The organism is Serratia sp. BFP-2025, assembly GCF_050880365.1.
Classification (GTDB): Bacteria; Pseudomonadota; Gammaproteobacteria; order Enterobacterales; family Enterobacteriaceae; genus Serratia; species Serratia surfactantfaciens.
Map to the genome: position 1 here is coordinate 2480863 of NZ_JBPAFV010000001.1, position 16421 is coordinate 2497283.

At 48.4% G+C, this 16421-nt stretch carries 13 protein-coding genes; 3 read left to right on the forward strand and 10 right to left on the reverse strand.

Annotated elements, in window-relative coordinates:
* The first annotated feature begins 4 nt into the window (after positions 1-4).
* Genes hisA through hisIE form a run of 3 tightly spaced genes read left to right on the forward strand, consistent with a single transcriptional unit; the run spans position 5 to position 2108 of the window.
* Entirely contained in the window at positions 5-742 is a 738-nt protein-coding gene (gene hisA, locus ACRAWE_RS11880; protein ID WP_432525375.1) for a 1-(5-phosphoribosyl)-5-[(5-phosphoribosylamino)methylideneamino]imidazole-4-carboxamide isomerase, read from the forward strand.
* Positions 724-1500, forward strand: a complete 777-nt coding sequence (gene hisF / locus ACRAWE_RS11885) for an imidazole glycerol phosphate synthase subunit HisF (RefSeq protein ID WP_019454372.1) — start codon at positions 724-726, stop codon at positions 1498-1500. Before hisA ends, hisF begins: the two co-directional genes overlap by 19 nt.
* Positions 1494-2108, forward strand: coding sequence for a bifunctional phosphoribosyl-AMP cyclohydrolase/phosphoribosyl-ATP diphosphatase HisIE (gene hisIE / locus ACRAWE_RS11890; RefSeq protein ID WP_072627992.1), 615 nt, complete (start codon positions 1494-1496; stop codon positions 2106-2108). The genes hisF and hisIE overlap by 7 nt, the downstream gene beginning before the upstream one ends.
* Positions 2109-2139: 31 nt before the next feature.
* Here hisIE and ACRAWE_RS11895 read toward each other — a convergent pair whose 3' ends face one another.
* The 10 genes from ACRAWE_RS11895 to galE form a co-directional block, all read right to left on the reverse strand.
* Positions 2140-3513, reverse strand: coding sequence for a phosphomannomutase CpsG (locus ACRAWE_RS11895; RefSeq protein ID WP_432525376.1), 1374 nt, complete (start codon positions 3511-3513; stop codon positions 2140-2142).
* 161 nt (positions 3514-3674) lie between these two features.
* Positions 3675-4751: a mannose-1-phosphate guanylyltransferase/mannose-6-phosphate isomerase gene (locus ACRAWE_RS11900; protein ID WP_432525377.1), complete on the reverse strand. Its 1077-nt coding sequence runs from the start codon at positions 4749-4751 to the stop codon at positions 3675-3677.
* Between the two features lie 515 nt (positions 4752-5266).
* Positions 5267-6673 carry an NADP-dependent phosphogluconate dehydrogenase gene (gene gndA / locus ACRAWE_RS11905; protein WP_004938815.1) on the reverse strand — a complete coding sequence of 469 codons (1407 nt, stop codon included), beginning with the start codon at positions 6671-6673 and terminating at the stop codon, positions 5267-5269.
* A 221-nt stretch (positions 6674-6894) separates the two neighbouring features.
* Complete coding sequence (locus tag ACRAWE_RS11910) at positions 6895-10269, reverse strand: GT99 family glycosyltransferase N-terminal domain-containing protein (protein WP_432525378.1); 3375 nt, start codon at positions 10267-10269, stop codon at positions 6895-6897.
* Between the two features lie 8 nt (positions 10270-10277).
* Complete coding sequence (locus ACRAWE_RS11915) at positions 10278-11594, reverse strand: ABC transporter ATP-binding protein (protein WP_432525379.1); 1317 nt, start codon at positions 11592-11594, stop codon at positions 10278-10280.
* The gene (locus tag ACRAWE_RS11920; protein WP_049205867.1) at positions 11584-12417 is read right to left on the reverse strand and encodes an ABC transporter permease; all 834 of its coding nucleotides are present in this window, start codon (positions 12415-12417) and stop codon (positions 11584-11586) included. The genes ACRAWE_RS11915 and ACRAWE_RS11920 overlap by 11 nt, the downstream gene beginning before the upstream one ends.
* A gap of 121 nt (positions 12418-12538) precedes the next feature.
* A complete protein-coding gene (locus ACRAWE_RS11925) occupies positions 12539-13381 on the reverse strand; it encodes a glycosyltransferase (RefSeq protein WP_432525380.1) in 843 nt (280 codons plus the stop codon).
* Between the two features lie 165 nt (positions 13382-13546).
* Positions 13547-14407 (reverse strand): dTDP-4-dehydrorhamnose reductase, encoded by an 861-nt coding sequence (rfbD, locus tag ACRAWE_RS11930; protein ID WP_432525381.1) that lies wholly within the window; start codon positions 14405-14407, stop codon positions 13547-13549.
* Positions 14407-14940: a dTDP-4-dehydrorhamnose 3,5-epimerase gene (rfbC, locus tag ACRAWE_RS11935; protein ID WP_432525382.1), complete on the reverse strand. Its 534-nt coding sequence runs from the start codon at positions 14938-14940 to the stop codon at positions 14407-14409. Before rfbC ends, rfbD begins: the two co-directional genes overlap by 1 nt.
* Before the next feature lie 371 nt (positions 14941-15311).
* Complete coding sequence (gene galE / locus ACRAWE_RS11940; RefSeq protein WP_432525383.1) at positions 15312-16331, reverse strand: UDP-glucose 4-epimerase GalE; 1020 nt, start codon at positions 16329-16331, stop codon at positions 15312-15314.
* Positions 16332-16421: the final 90 nt, after the last annotated feature.

The following is a 16421-nucleotide window of genomic DNA, read 5'->3' on the forward strand; positions in this document are numbered from 1 at the left end:
CAGCATGATTATTCCGGCTTTGGATTTGATCGACGGCAACGTGGTGCGTTTGCACCAGGGCGATTACGGCCAACAGCGCGACTACGGCAACGATCCGCTGCTGCGCCTGCAGGACTATCAACAACAGGGCGCGCAGGTGCTGCACCTGGTCGATCTGACCGGCGCCAAGGATCCGGCCGCGCGCCAGATCCCGCTGCTGCGCAAGCTGCTGGCGGGGGTTGACGTGCCGGTGCAGGTCGGCGGCGGCATCCGCAACGAGCAGGACGTCAGCGCTCTGCTGGAGGCCGGCGCCACGCGCGTGGTGATCGGCTCCACCGCGGTGAAACAGCCGCAGTTGGTGCAAAGCTGGTTCGAGCGCTATGGCGCCGACGCACTGGTGCTGGCGCTGGATGTGCGCATCGATGCGCAGGGCGTAAAACGCGTGGCCATCAGCGGCTGGCAGGAAGATTCCAACGCCACGCTGGAACAGGTGGTGGAGCAGTTCCTGCCCTACGGCCTTAAGCACGTGCTGTGCACCGACATTTCGCGCGATGGCACGCTGGCCGGCTCCAACGTGGCTCTGTATCAGGAGATTAGCCGCCGCTATCCGCAAGTGGCCTTTCAGGCTTCGGGCGGCATCGGCAATCTGGACGACATCGCCCAACTGCGCGGCAGCGGCGTTGCCGGCGTGATCGTGGGGCGCGCCCTGCTGGAAGGTAAATTTAGCGTTGAGGAGGCGATCGCATGCTGGCAAAACGGATAATCCCGTGCCTGGATGTTAAAGACGGGCAAGTGGTGAAAGGCGTGCAGTTCCGCAACCACGAAATCATCGGCGACATCGTGCCGCTGGCGCAGCGCTATGCGCAAGAAGGTGCGGACGAGCTGGTATTTTACGATATCACCGCCTCGAGCGACGGCCGGGTGGTGGACAAAAGCTGGGTATCGCGCGTGGCGGAGGTGATTGATATTCCGTTCTGCGTCGCCGGCGGCATTAAAAGCGCCGAGGATGCCAGCCAGATCCTGTCTTTCGGCGCCGACAAGATTTCCATCAACTCCCCGGCACTGGCCGATCCCGAGCTGATTAGCCGCCTGGCGGATCGCTTCGGCGTGCAGTGCATCGTGGTGGGCATCGATACCTGGTTTGACAGTGAAACCGGCAAGTATCACGTCAACCAATATACCGGCGATGAGAGCCGCACCCGCATCACCCAGTGGGAAACCCTCGACTGGGTGCAGGAAGTGCAGCGCCGCGGCGCCGGTGAGATCGTGCTGAACATGATGAATCAGGACGGCGTGCGCAACGGTTACGATCTGCAGCAACTGCGCCTGGTACGCGAGGCTTGCAAGGTGCCGCTGATCGCCTCCGGCGGCGCGGGCACCATGGAACACTTCCTTGAGGCGTTCCGCGATGCGGACGTCGACGGCGCGCTGGCAGCGTCGGTGTTCCACAAACAAATCATCAATATCGGCGAACTGAAAAGGTTCCTGGTTGAACAAGGCGTGGAGATTCGCGTGTGCTGACAGAACAACAAAGAAACCAGCTGGACTGGGAAAAAACCGACGGCCTGATGCCCGCCATCGTGCAACATGCCGTTTCCGGCGAAGTGCTGATGCTGGGCTACATGACGCCGGAAGCGCTGGCGACCACCGAGCAGAGCGGCAACGTCACCTTCTTCTCACGCACCAAGCAGCGCCTGTGGACCAAGGGTGAAAGCTCCGGCCACTTCCTCAAGGTGGTCAGCATCACGCCGGACTGCGATAACGACACGCTGCTGGTATTGGCCAACCCGATCGGCCCGACCTGCCACCTGGGCAACAGCAGCTGCTTCCACCCGGCTGCCAGCGACTGGACGTTCCTCTATCAGCTGGAACAGCTGCTGGCGGAGCGCAAGCACGCCAGCCCGGACAGCTCGTACACCGCCAGCCTGTACGCCAGCGGCACCAAGCGCATCGCGCAGAAGGTTGGGGAGGAAGGCGTGGAAACCGCGCTGGCCGCCACGGTCAATGATCGCGAAGAGCTGACCAACGAAGCCTCGGACCTGATCTATCACCTGCTGGTGCTGCTGCAGGACCAGGATCTGGATCTGAGCGCGGTGATCGGCCGGCTGCGCGAGCGGCATCAGAAATAGTGCACACAGGCTTCCCTGATAATGGGAAGCCTTATATTCGGCTGTTTACTAGCGCGAGAATTTCCTCTGTTTTACTCTCCATTAAGCCTCGGTTACCTCGCGATTCAACGTTGAGGCGAAGCAAAGGTTCGGTGTTTGACGCTCGCAAATTGAACCGCCAGTCGGCAAAGGTCATGCTGATCCCATCCGTCTTATCAACCTCTAAGGCCTGATCTCGATAATGTCGCTCGATCATATCAAGCGCGGATGTCGCAGGAACTCGGACGATGTTAATTTCACCCGAAGAAGGATAGGCACGGATACGTTCCGCAACCAGCTGTTCCAACGAGCGACCTTTCAGAGACATGATCTCGGCGACCATTAACCAAGGGATCATGCCGCTATCGCAGTAATAGAAGTCGCGGAAATAATGGTGGGCACTCATCTCACCACCATAGACTGCATCTTCAGCCCGCATTCGTTCTTTGATGAAAGCGTGCCCAGTTTTCGACATCACAGGAATACCGCCAGCTTTCTCAACGATCTCCACGGTATTCCAACTTAGTCGCGGATCGTGAACGACTTTCTCTCCTGTCCGCCTGGCTAGAAACGCCTCAGCCAACAAACCGACAATATAGTAACCCTCGATAAAATGACCTTTGCTATCAAACAGAAAACAGCGATCCGCATCGCCATCAAAAGCGATCCCCATATCCACACCATAGCGCAGTATCGCCTCCACCGTGTCTTGGCGGCGCTCAGGTAAAAGCGGATTAGGAACCCCTCGCGGAAAATTGCCATCGGGCTCATGTTGAATCTTGATGAATTCCAGCGGTACCTTATGCTGCTGAAAACGAAGTTCAATAGCATCTATGACTCGACCGGCAGTACCATGCCCTGAGTTCACCAATAGCTTCAGCGGTTTGAAATGCGCGAAGTCAACAAAAGACAAAATATGGTCGACGTAGCTATCCAAGATATCTGCTTGTTGATAGCCGCCGCGAGCAAGCTCAGTGCGTGGGAAAGATTCTTTTTCCGCTAACGCCTTAATATCCAGCAACCCTGAATCACTGCTGATTGGTCGCGCATCTTTACACACCAACTTCATACCATTATAATTTTTAGGGTTATGGCTACCCGTGACTTCAATCCCTCCGTCAGCAGACAAAAAGGCGGTAGCAAAATAGAGTTCTTCTGCCCCACACTGACCGATATCAATCACACTGGCACCAGCATCTCGCAAGCCATTGGCCAATGATTGTTTGAGGCTTTCACTGCTCAAACGGGCATCGTGCCCCAAAACTACGGCTTTAGGTAGTAAATACTCACCATAAGCTCTGCCAATTCGATAAGCGATTTCATCATTCAGCTCACTCCCCAACTGACCACGAATATCGTAAGCCTTAAAACAAGTTAACTCAGTCATGTCACATTCTTCTGTTATTTGTATCTTTACGCTCTGTCGCCTTCTTGGAGCTTAATGCGATGGGGTCGCAATTACTGGTACGGCCTTGCTTACATTTATCACTATCTCGCTTATGGGGGAATCTTTGCTATGGGTTCATGCCCGAAATTTTTACACGGGTATCAAAACGGCAGTTTTCGCGCCTTTAGCTCACCCACTAGCTGTTTGACGTCTTGCACTGCTTCACGAGCGGCAACCAATAACGCATCGTCAGTTTGTATTATAACCAAGTTGTTTATTCCTAGCGTGGCGACCAGTTTATTACCTGAAGAAACGTAGTTATTCAATGAGTTAATCGCGATAACATTGCCACGATGGACATTACCTTGAGCATCTTTTTCAGTCAAATCCCATAGAGTTCCCCAAGAGCCGACATCACTCCAACCGATATCAACCGGCATAACTACCGCATCAGCAGTATTCTCCATCACCGCATAATCGATAGACTCACAGGGGCAACGGAGAAACGTTTCTTCGTCAATGTGGATGAAGTTGAGCTCAAGTCGACTGGCTTGCATCGCGAACAGTGACTTTTGAAAAATATCAGGACGAAAGCGATTCAGTTCACACAAATACTTCTTAGCTGTAAACATGAACATGCCGCTATTCCAGCAGTAATCGCCACTTTCTAAGTATGTTTGCGCTTTTTGAAAACCGGGTTTCTCGACAAAACGCTCGACGTTAAAACAGTAAGGGGAGAGCGGCGCTCCACGCTTGATATATCCGTAGCCCGTTTCAGGGTGCTGAGGAATGATACCAAAAGTCACCAAACGGCCGCATAATGAAAACTCGATTGCCCTGTTCAACGCATCATGAAAAGCGCCCAATTGTGTAATCAGGTGATCGGCAGCCAACACCAGCAACATACTATCTGGTTCATTTTGTAGAACATACTGAGCAGCCAAAGCAACCGCGGGCGCTGTATTACGTCCGGCGGGCTCCAGAATGATGCGCGAGTCCAAACAATCGATCTCTTGCAGTTGTTCCGCCACCAAAAAACGGTGCTCTTCATTGCAAATGACAATCGGTGCCGCGATCTCAACCCCTTGTAACCCATCTAAACGCAGTAGCGTTTGCTGCAGCAGACTATGCTTGCTACCGTCAAGCGTAAGAAATTGCTTGGGGAATGCTTCTCTTGATAAAGGCCATAGGCGGCTGCCGTTCCCACCGGCCAGAATGACAGGGATTAAGTTCACCATAAACTAGGATTACCCCAGAAACAGATGCATTGCGCATAGTGATCAGGTTAAGTACCCAATGCCTATTGCTAGCAGATTGCCGAAAATTAAGAATTTCCTTATTCTTTACAAGAAAAATCAAACCCCACTATGAACTTAATAGCCTCATAGAAGTTTAGCGACCTATGTTTCCCCCTATGTCTACAAGTAGTCAAAGAGACAAAAAAAACCAAATAAATCAACACAAAGGCGATTAGCAAAAACGTAGATGGAATGAGCTAAAAAAATCGAGAAACATGATTAGGAATTATATTAGCAAAGATAAGTGTTTCGGCAAGCTCAATCAAAAAAAACACCTTCATCATTCTAAATAATACGATACGGATCTTATTATGAAAAAATAAAAATTAAGAATAGTGCCAGATTAAAGGAAGGGATCGCGCATCCCAGCGTAGAGAGGGCGTTATGCATATTTTTCGATGTCTTAGCAAAAAAAAAAGCCGCCTGACGGCGGCTTTTTCAGAAACGAGAAGGGATTACTCCATCCATTCGGTATGGAACACGCCTTCCTTGTCGATACGTTTGTAGGTATGCGCACCGAAGTAGTCGCGCTGCGCCTGGATCAGGTTCGCCGGCAGCACTGCGGAGCGGTAGCTGTCGTAGTAGGCGATCGCGGCGGAGAAGGTCGGCGTAGGGATACCGTTCTGTACGGCGTAAGCCACCACGTCACGCAGTGCCTGCTGGTACTCGTCGGCAATTTGCTTGAAGTATGGCGCCAGCAACAGGTTGGCGATATCGGCGTCCGCCGCGTAGGCGTCGGTGATCTTCTGCAGGAACTGGGCGCGGATGATGCAGCCGGCGCGGAAGATCTTGGCGATTTCGCCGTAGTGCAGATCCCAGTTGTTCTCTTTAGAGGCGGCTTTCAGTTGAGAGAAGCCCTGCGCGTAGGACACGATCTTGCCCAGATACAGCGCACGACGCACTTTCTCGATGAACTCGGCCTTGTCGCCGGTGAACGGCGCCACTTTCGGGCCGGTCAGCACTTTAGAGGCGGCAACGCGCTGGTCTTTCAGCGAGGACAGGTAGCGCGCGAACACCGACTCGGTGATCAGCGACAGCGGTTCGCCCAGATCCAGCGAGCTCTGGCTGGTCCACTTGCCGGTGCCTTTATTAGCGGCTTCGTCCAAGATCACATCGACCAGGTATTTACCCTCTTCGTCTTTCTTGGTGAAGATGTCTTTGGTGATGTCGATCAGGTAGCTGTTCAGCTCACCCTTGTTCCACTCGGCGAAGGTTTCGGCCAGCTGTTCGTTGCTCAGATTCAGCGCCTGCTTCAGCAGAGAATAGGCTTCAGCAATCAGCTGCATGTCGCCGTATTCGATGCCGTTGTGCACCATCTTCACATAGTGGCCGGCACCGTCTGCGCCGATGTAGGTTACGCAAGGCTCGCCTTCCGCGACCGCCGCGATTTTCTCCAGGATTGGCGCCACCAGCTCGTACGCTTCTTTCTGGCCGCCAGGCATGATGGAAGGCCCTTTCAGCGCGCCCTCTTCACCGCCGGAAACGCCGGTGCCGATGAAGTTGAAGCCCTGGTCGGACAGTTCGCGGTTACGACGGATGGTGTCCTGATAGTAGGTGTTGCCGCCGTCGATCAGGATATCGCCCTTGTCCAGGTGCGGAGTCAGCGAGGCAATGGTTTTATCCGTTGCTTCGCCCGCTTTCACCATCAGCAGGATGCGGCGCGGTTTTTCCAGCGATTCAACAAACTCTTCAACGGTGTAATACGGCGCCAGATTCTTGCCTGGGTTCTCAGCGATCACTTCGTCAGTTTTGTCGCCAGAACGGTTGAAAATGGAAACGGTGTAACCACGGCTCTCGATGTTCAGCGCGAGGTTGCGGCCCATTACCGCCATGCCGACAACGCCGATTTGTTGCTTGGACATTTAGGAACTCCTGTCTGAGGATGACCCTGCCGGCAACGTCGGCCAGCAGGTTTTGTGATGTGGCACACATGTTAACTCAGGATTGAGCCGGGTGGGTAGTGATTGGTGCGATAGGTCACATTATGTCGCAATATATTGATATCCTCCCCACAAAAAACCACGACACCCTAAGGTGCCGTGGTCTGCGGATCAGTCAATCAGTACAAAAAACAGGGCGTTAATCACTGTGCCTTGGCCGCCTTGAACGCGTCGACTTTTTCCTTCAATAAACGCTCACTTTCGCTGATCATATCCAGATATTGAGTATTTACGAACCCCCACAACGTGGAGGTTTGATCCTCAGCATGCCCAACCTGGAAAGGTAGAGTGGTCACCACAACCAGATTTGGCACCGACTCCAAATAGCGATCGATGGTATTGGTTTGAGCATCAACGTTACGTTCATCCCAAAGGCTAACGGCCTCGATCCCACGGCGTGAGTAAATATTCATCACAGTGCTTGTCATGCGATTGATATAAATATACTCAATACCATCGACCTCCTCGACAGCCAGAATCTCCGTATCTTCATTCAAATGCGCAATGATGCCCGAGAAAATGTGCCAATCCCAATCGCTGCGTTCCAGATAAGCAACAATCTTCTCAAGTTTAATGTCAAAATCGTCAGGGAATAACGCATCGTCCTCGCAGATCATAGCCATTTCGGTATTGCGATCGGCAAGCACGGACAACATGTATTTATAGCTCATGCCACATCCGATCCAGCCAATACGGTGTCGAACCCCCTCGATGACCTTGAAGCCATGGGTAGGTTTACTGAGGAAATCTTGCTTCCGTACCGGTGTTTCCGTCAGCGAAAGGCAGAGTTTTGGAATATCCGCCTCTATCGCCGGGATAAAGTCAACGCCATTTTTATAAGTTTCGAAGTCAATCAAATCATTCGCCAAAAGATAGCGCTTGAAATAACCTTCAAAGTTGTTGTCGCTATGAGTGAACAACGCAATATTTTTCTTACGAGTAGCATGATATTCTTGATCGTTCAAGAGACGATCAATTTTTTTCGCCATGGCGTCAATATCGCCAATAGGCGCAAAGTCAATAACATCAAAGAGCGATGTGTGCTCCGCAATATCCACACTTTCTTCACTAACAATCGGCGTTCCTAGTGATAGCACTTCGTAAATACGCGTGGTCTCAAGCAAAGCATTCTCATAGTAATGCAGGTTAATAACCAGTTTGGCATTTTTCACCAGCCGGGTCAGCTCATCGCCGAATACACCTGAGGCAATATGAATATTAAAACGTTGTCCCAATTGTTCAAGATAATGACGACGACGCTCACAATTCGTATCACCATAGAACAGAACGTCAATTTGCTTCTCATTGCCGTTCAACTTATGACCTTTTTGAGTCAATTTCGAGCTATAATCTGCAAATGAAGCAATTGGAAGGTAAAACAATTTCTGATAAGGGATACCATGTTCTAATAGATAGTTAATATTAGTCAGAGAATAGTCAAATATTGCCATTGCTCGTTCGAGAATCGCAAAATATTCTGGAGTAAACCAGCGCGGATTAATAGACTGTTCCATTTGGAACGCTACGAAATTTTGCGGCAACTCAGCAAAAATCTGAGGGCAAATAACAATATGCAGTTGTCCACTGTCTGCCGCCGCTGAGTAGGCTTCAATTATGGTAACACCACGCCCCACCTCTACAAGCGTTTTCTCAAGCAAATGAGCCACAAACAATGTATGTCTGGTAGTGAGAATAACAATATGGTCGGTATCTATATTTACTAACGGCATCGGCGTATTAGCGGTATTCTTCGCCACACGCAGAAGACTGCTGCGCAACTCACCGAAACGGCCAGTTAGCAATAATTTACCTGCCACTTTAGTTTTGCGCAGCAAAGCCTTATAAGGATGCGGGCTTGCACGAAACGCTTGCCAACTTTTCCCAAGCAATGAGGTCGGCTTTGTCCCTGTATGCTGTCGCATATAGTGTCTGGATATATCCCTGATTACCCCAAACTCACCGCGAATGGCTCGGCCAAGCATGCGGACAGGTACCGTTAGTCGCCACGACAGACTTTTTCTCATATTATTCATGTCGGACTGACTTTCACTAAGCTGTTGACTCAGTTCTTCAACTTTTAATTTAAGAGGTTCGTCTTCAACATTATTATCATTTAAAAGAAGAACTTCTTTCTGCGCATTCTCCAGCAATTGCTGAGTAACCAGCTGTTGCTCTCGCTGTTTTATAAGCGTTTCCTGAAGCAACAGCAATTGCTCTTGCATTGAAGAAATCATCGCCTGTTTTTCTTCGTTATCGATCATCAGATGATGTTCCGCAACACGAATTTTTTGTTGCATATCATCCTGCTTCTCATTTTCTTGCTTAACCTGCTTTGATAACAACTCACCCAGAGTCAACCCCTGCATTTTTATCAATCCTTCCTTCTCAGTAGAATAATATTCAATATGGCGACCGACTATCGCCTCTTCACTTGGCCGAGATAAACGGAATCGCAGATAATCGATATCAAAAATCAATTCGAATGGAACTAAGTATGAGAATAGATAGAATGCCAAACGATTGGTTCTTTCTCGTTCATCGTCAGCCAAGGTTACATACTTATATGAACTATCACCAACGACTGTCGTTGGTATACCAGCGAAAATCCCTTCTAATCCCACACTAGAATTAATCGTTAAAATCTCGCGACAACGCTGAACAAAAGACAGGCTGGTCGGCGAAGTGTCGATTTCGTAGTCCCCTTCCTTGAGCTGGAACTTACTACCAGGATGAGTGCGAATTAATAATTTTTTCTTTGGATAACGTGTACGCGCATATGAAAGCAACGTCAGATTAGTGAATTCCTCGCCATAAGCAACAAGATTTGAATCATCCTCAACCTGTAATGCGATGCCCAGATCGGCATCACACTGCTGCTCATGAGTATACGGCACACGTAGGAAATAACGATGCAACTCCTCTATGGAAAGATCGACCTGGCACTGTTCCTGAACCGCCAAATAGCGTTTCTCTGCTTCTGTGTGACCGTTGACACCTGAGAAATCCAAATACCCTGTACTATAATAAGAGGGCATTCTCAACGGCCCCACTTCAAAGTGCATAACAGGAATAGACAAAGACTCGGCAACGGCCTCCAGAGAAGGGCAATTGCAGATTGACAATATTCCCTCTATTTTTCCAGGCTCGTAGCCCTGCAGGTGGTTTAGCAACTCAGCTTCAAGCTCGGGGATTCGCTGGGTCAGCATTTTCTTGAACGCCAACATCGGATTGTGGTTTGAAGAGTCTAATAAACTCTCAAATACACTATCTCTCAAATGGCAATAATCATGGCTGGCCAATAACTCGTCAGACGGAATGCTGTAACCCAAATTATTCATTGTAGGTACATCAAATTCCCATCGTTCTGACTGACGCCACTCTTCCGGAGACAACAAGTAATCATTACCGGCGATAAAAAGTGAACGTTCCTGCAATGAGTTAAGCAGGCGATAAAATATCCATAAATAGGGCGCTTTCACTCCCCTAAACGGATATGGCGGTAAGAATACAGCAATCATTGCTCTAATTACTCCTCGCTTAAAACGCTGAGAGGGGCATAAACAACTCCCCCGAGTTCACGAGAGGACCAAAATTTCAATCTCATCATTGGTCTGCGTTGATCCAACTCTTCTCGCTCGCCGCCTTGCAGGGATGCCAAGCCGCAATGAACCAGATAATCTCCTGAGTTAATTGGTAATTTAACCTTATAAATCACATGCTGCTCACCAGCCTTGAGGATTAAAGGTTTACCCGCTCCAATGTTGCTGTCACCCCAAATATCCCCACCCTGCGCTTTAGAAATGGAAATGCCCAAAGCCACATCTCGAATCTCTTCTGAAGCAAGGATGGTAAAATCTAAGGTCAGTTCATCACCAGAACGTACCAAAGGCTTATCAGAGAGCGAAGTACCATCCGATTTTATCACTTCGAGATTTTGAATAATCGCTCGAGCACTGCCAAATCGCTTTTCTCCTACTTCGGCATTCAGCTGCCCCTGTTGCAAACTCTGTAAGTCAGATTGATTCATCACAACAGACGAGGAGATCTTGCCCGTATTCTCTCGTTTCACGGCTTGCGACAACAGCATTCCTTTCTCATAAGCCAGAACAGCAGCCAGCACATCATAGGTGTCGCCTACTAACTCCCCATTGTTCATAACCAAACAACGGTCAGCGTATTCCAGAATACTACCGGTAGAGTGAGTCACCATGATAATAGTGACGCCCTTAGCACGAAGGGCCTCCATGCGTTTATAGCATTTATATTGAAAACCGATATCGCCTACGGCTAACGCCTCGTCCACGATAAGAATTTCAGGTTCGACACAGGCTTGGACAGCAAAAGCCAGGCGAATGTACATTCCGCTTGAGTATGTTTTAACGGGTTGATCTATAAATTCGCCAATATCTGCAAAGTCCGTAATTTCCTGGAAACGCTCATCGATCTGTTCACGGGAAAAACCTAGAACAGAACCATTAAGGTAGACATTATCGCGCCCCGTAAACTCAGGATTGAACCCTGCACCTAACTCAAGTAGGGCCGCAATACGGCCATTGACTTGTATTTCTCCCTGAGTTGGCGTCAGCGTTCCGCATATCATCTGTAATAACGTTGACTTACCTGCACCATTTCGCCCGATAATACCTACGGTCTCACCTTTCTTAATAGAGAATGAGACATCGCGAAGTGCCCAAAACTCGCGGAAATAGCGGCGAGACTCACGTCGCACTACACGTTGTAACCTTGGAGCAAAAAACTGTTTTAAACGATCTCGCGGGCGATCATAAATCTGATAACATTTGCTCAATGCAGTCACTTGGATCGCGATTTCATTAGAGGACATCAGCAAACCCCTTTCTGGTTTTCTGGAAGAATACAAAACCGAACCATGCAACCAATGATGCCGCCAGGGTGTAAACAGCCAAACCTTGCCATTCCGGCAAACGCCCCCAAATTAAGACATTCCGTGATTGCTCAATAATAAATGTTAAGGGATTAAGCATTATCCAAATGCGATATTTTTCCGGTAAGGACGTGATAGGGAAAAAGACTGGTGACAAAAACATCATAACCGTCGTGATAATTACAGTCGTCTGCCCAACATCGCGTATAAAAACACCAAGGGATGCCAATATCCACGCCAATCCAAGGCAAAAAACGACCAGCGGCAAGAAAACTAACGGTATAAAAACGACGGTCCAGTGCAGAAAGCCGTTAAACAAAAAGAATGCACATAGCAGAACGACCAAGCTGATCAGAGTATGGAACAACGCAGCGCATAACCCAATCACAGGCAACGTTTCCAAAGGAAAAACCACTTTCTTCACATAGTTGGTATTCCCCAGGATAATCTGCGGTGCCCGATTAACCACCTCGGCAAAAAAACCATGCACAATCATACCAACAAAGAGGATCACGGCAAACTGCGTACGGCTTTCATCTCCACCGACGGACCAACGGGCTTTAAAAACAACTGAAAAAACAAATGTATAGACCGTCAACATAAACAGAGGATTGAGAAACGACCATGCTAGTCCCATCGTGGAACCTTTGTATCGCCCAACAACCTCACGTTTTGTCATTTGCAAGATCAGCGATTTGAATCCCCAAATGTTACGGATCAGAGCCAGGGGTGACAGGGGTTGCGATTTATGAGGGTTACTCATTGCCCCACCCCGCTGCCATACCAACACTTTGCGCTTCGAAATTGCATCCAGTCATAACAAACATAATCAATACCTTAGATGTAATTGAACTCATAAAACGTAGACCTCATCTTCAACCATATTACCGCTTGATTTCAGGAGAAGTCATGGGAATCGTCTTCAAACAGCCAGCATTCACCTTGGATCTTTGTGGGTCGTGCCACCATCCCCATTTATTGAAATATGAGACAACTGATTTCATGTGATAAATGAACAAATTAAGGTTTTTATAAGAACCTTTACCAAAAACATGGATGATCGTAGCGCCAGGGAAGTAGACAATATCGCTCATTGACAAAGCCCGGCGGCACAAATCCACATCTTCTAAATACATAAAATACCGTTCATCAAATCCCCCCAAGTTCGCTAACAAAGTGGATTCAACCAGCATAAAACAACCAGAAACAGAAGGAACTGCGAAGGATTTAGTATAATCAGCACGCTGGATTTCATAAGTGACATCCAGTTTTGCTCCCCATTTAGGGAAAAAACGCCGAAGAAACAAATTTGCAGGTGTAGGCAGCAAGCGGCAACTGTATTGAAATCGCCCATCGCTATATTGAATGCGAGGGGAAACAAAGCGGTGTTTTTGGTCCCGCGCAAAATTGTAGAGGCTCTCGAGCGCCCCCGAGATAAAACTGATATCTGGATTACAAATCAAAAAATATTCACATTCATTCAGATAACGCTTCATTGCCAGATTATGGCCGTAGCCAAAACCGTTATTGGCTTCCGCACAAATATAACTAATGCGATGATTATCTAGTTTTGCAGCCCATTCGCAACCACCGTTATCAACCAAAACTATTTTTTGAACACATTTTTCGCTAAGTAGAGAAAGTAACGTATCTTCTAGTTGGGCATAGCTATGGTTATACAATACGATTGAAGCAACAATTTGGTATTGTTTTTGTTTTGAAAACATGCCGTATGAAGTTCCTAACCAATAATCATTTAAAAACAGGTGGTTACAATACGCTAATGGCTGATGTTTTATCATTCGTCAATTGGAACGAAAACCGTCACCAAAAAACAAAAACATCAAAGGGGATAAAATTATCCCCTTTGGTTCCATGCAAACCAAGTTCCACTACTGCAACAGTTTGTGGATCACAGCATGTAGCTGCTGGCGCCAAGCGCTAGGTTTAAGATTCAACGCGCAGATCTTATCAGTGTTAAGAACAGAGTATACGGGCCGGGACGCAGGTGTAGGATACTCTTGCGTAGTAATCGGATTCACTCTAACCTGATGTGGGTATAGCCCACTCTCAGTGGCCTGTTGGAAAATTATCTGCGCAAACTCATACCAAGAAACCACAGAATCCCCACAAAAGTGATAGACACCGTATTCACCTGGTTCTTGCAGCATGGCGATAATGACATCAGCGATATCACCGGCATAAGTCGGGCAGCCTAGCTGATCGCTTACCACGCCAAGTTCATCCCTTTGCGTCCCCACGCGCAACATCGTTTTAACAAAGTTATTGCCGTACTCGCTGAATACCCAAGCCGTTCTTATTACAATAGTTTTTGGGTTAGCCTTCAACGCGGCCATCTCACCTTCAAGCTTGGTTTTACCATAAATATTTTGTGGCGAGCAGGGCGCATCTTCGCAGTAAGGCTCCTCCGAACGGCCATCAAAAACATAGTCGGTTGATACATGTACAAAAGGAATATTTCGTGCAGCGGCAGCAGATGCCAGGTAGCCAGGGCCGTATGTATTGATTGCTTTAGCTGCATCTGGTTCAGATTCAGCCTTATCAACGGCAGTGTAAGCAGCGGCGTTCACAATAACATCGGGCCCAAATTCTGTCACCGCTTGCTCAATCGCATCAGAATCACTGATGTCAAGTTGCTTGCTGTCCAGTGCTAGCAGGCTCCAATCGGTAGGAAACCTATCGCTGAAACAGCGCCCCAGTTGCCCCATAGAACCTGTCAAAAGTACACGCATTAAAAAAGCTCTCTAAGTAATTTACCTTGTAGATCCTTTGGCGATAGCAACGGCTCATCGACTGGCCAATCAATGCCAATTTCGGGATCATTCCAAAGCAAGCATGCTTCGCTAGCAGGATCATAGTACTCTGTGCACTTGTATTCGAAATCAGCAATGTCTGAAATCACTAAGAAACCATGTGCAAGACCTGGCGGAACCCAAAGTTGGTGGTGGTTATGTTCCGACAAGTGAACACCAACCCACTTTTTGAACGTCGGCGAATCGCCCCTGATATCCACTACAACATCATAGACCTCTCCACGCACAACTCGGACTAGCTTGCCTTGGGGTTTGGTTCGCTGGAAATGCAAACCACGCAATACTCCTTTAGAAGAACGCGAATGGTTGTCCTGAACAAAATCCACATCGATATCTAACATTGCTTGATAGCGGTTTTTTTGAAACGTTTCGACGAAAAAACCACGATGATCACCGAACACTTTCGGCTCAATCAACTTCACACCTGCGACTGGTGTCTCAATCACTTTCATTAGGTAACCTGCTAACTAATACGCTCACCTCAGAGGCCCAAAGGATGGCCATCTGAACATGCCTCTCCGGCAGTCTATCACTACCCACTCGCCCAGTTTTCGAACAGAAACTAAACGAGAATAAATTATGGATAGTTCAATGAACGCACCGTTGACGAAGGTATCGGAGATTAGCACAATTAATCAAAATATCCGACACTCATCCACAAAAAATAGTCAAAATTTATGTGGTTCATTGAAGGTAAAACCATGGCAATGCATTGTTATTAAACACATTTAAATTGCAACCAACATATAAACGGCCAACTGAGCCCTCGTTGGTTACAATTAATTTACATTATGCCATATTTTGTCATTAACGAACTTCGCTATCAACCGTGCCGATAGCCCTGAGGATTATTCTTCTGCCAATTCCACGCATCACGCATCATGGCATCCAAATCGCGGGTAGCCTTCCACCCCAAATCTTTGAACGCCAATCCTGGAGCGGACCAGCACTCTGCAATGTCCCCCTCTCGCCGTGGTACGATTTGATAAGCCACATTGCGTCCCGAAGCCTTTTCAAACGCGCGTAGCATCTCCAACACCGAATACCCTACCCCAGTCCCCAGATTATAGACCTTAAAGCCCTGGTGTTCATCGATGTGTTCAATTGCCTTGAGGTGACCTTCAGCTAAATCCATGACATGAATATAGTCTCTGACGCCCGTGCCATCCTGAGTCGGATAGTCGTCACCAAAGATTGACAGTTTTTCCAGTTTTCCAATCGCCACCTGAGCAATATAAGGCATCAGATTGTTAGGTATACCATTTGGATCTTCACCGATCATGCCAGATTCGTGCGCACCGACCGGATTGAAGTAACGTAAGGCGGTAATGGAGAATTGCGGTTCTGCTTTAGCAAAGTCTTGCAGAATTTGTTCTACCATCAACTTAGACGTGCCGTAAGGATTCGTTGTACCGCCAACGCGTGACGTCTCAGTCAAAGGAACTTCTTCTGGAGTACCGTACACCGTGGCAGAAGAACTAAAGATAAACTTATGGACCCCCGCACGACGCATCTCCTCCAACAATATCAACGTGCCAGTGACATTGTTCTGATAATACTCTAGCGGCTTGCGCGTCGACTCTCCGACAGCCTTTAGCCCAGCAAAATGGATCACGGCCGAGATGTCGTGAGCCTCAAAGATATGATGCAGACACTCAGCATCCAAGATATCACCTTGGTAGAACTGAGCACTTCTGCCCGCGAGTTTCTCAACACGACGCAGAGACTCATCAGAAGAGTTCGATAAATTATCTAACACCACAACATTTTCGCCGTGTTCCAACAAAGCCAGAACAGTGTGAGAACCGATGTAGCCGGCGCCACCGGTGACTAAAACCGCCATAAAAACTCCTTACTCGCGCCCCTGGCGCTAAAGATGAACCGTCTTCTTTAAGCAATCAATTGATTCTAAATGAAACTTGGACTCACGCAC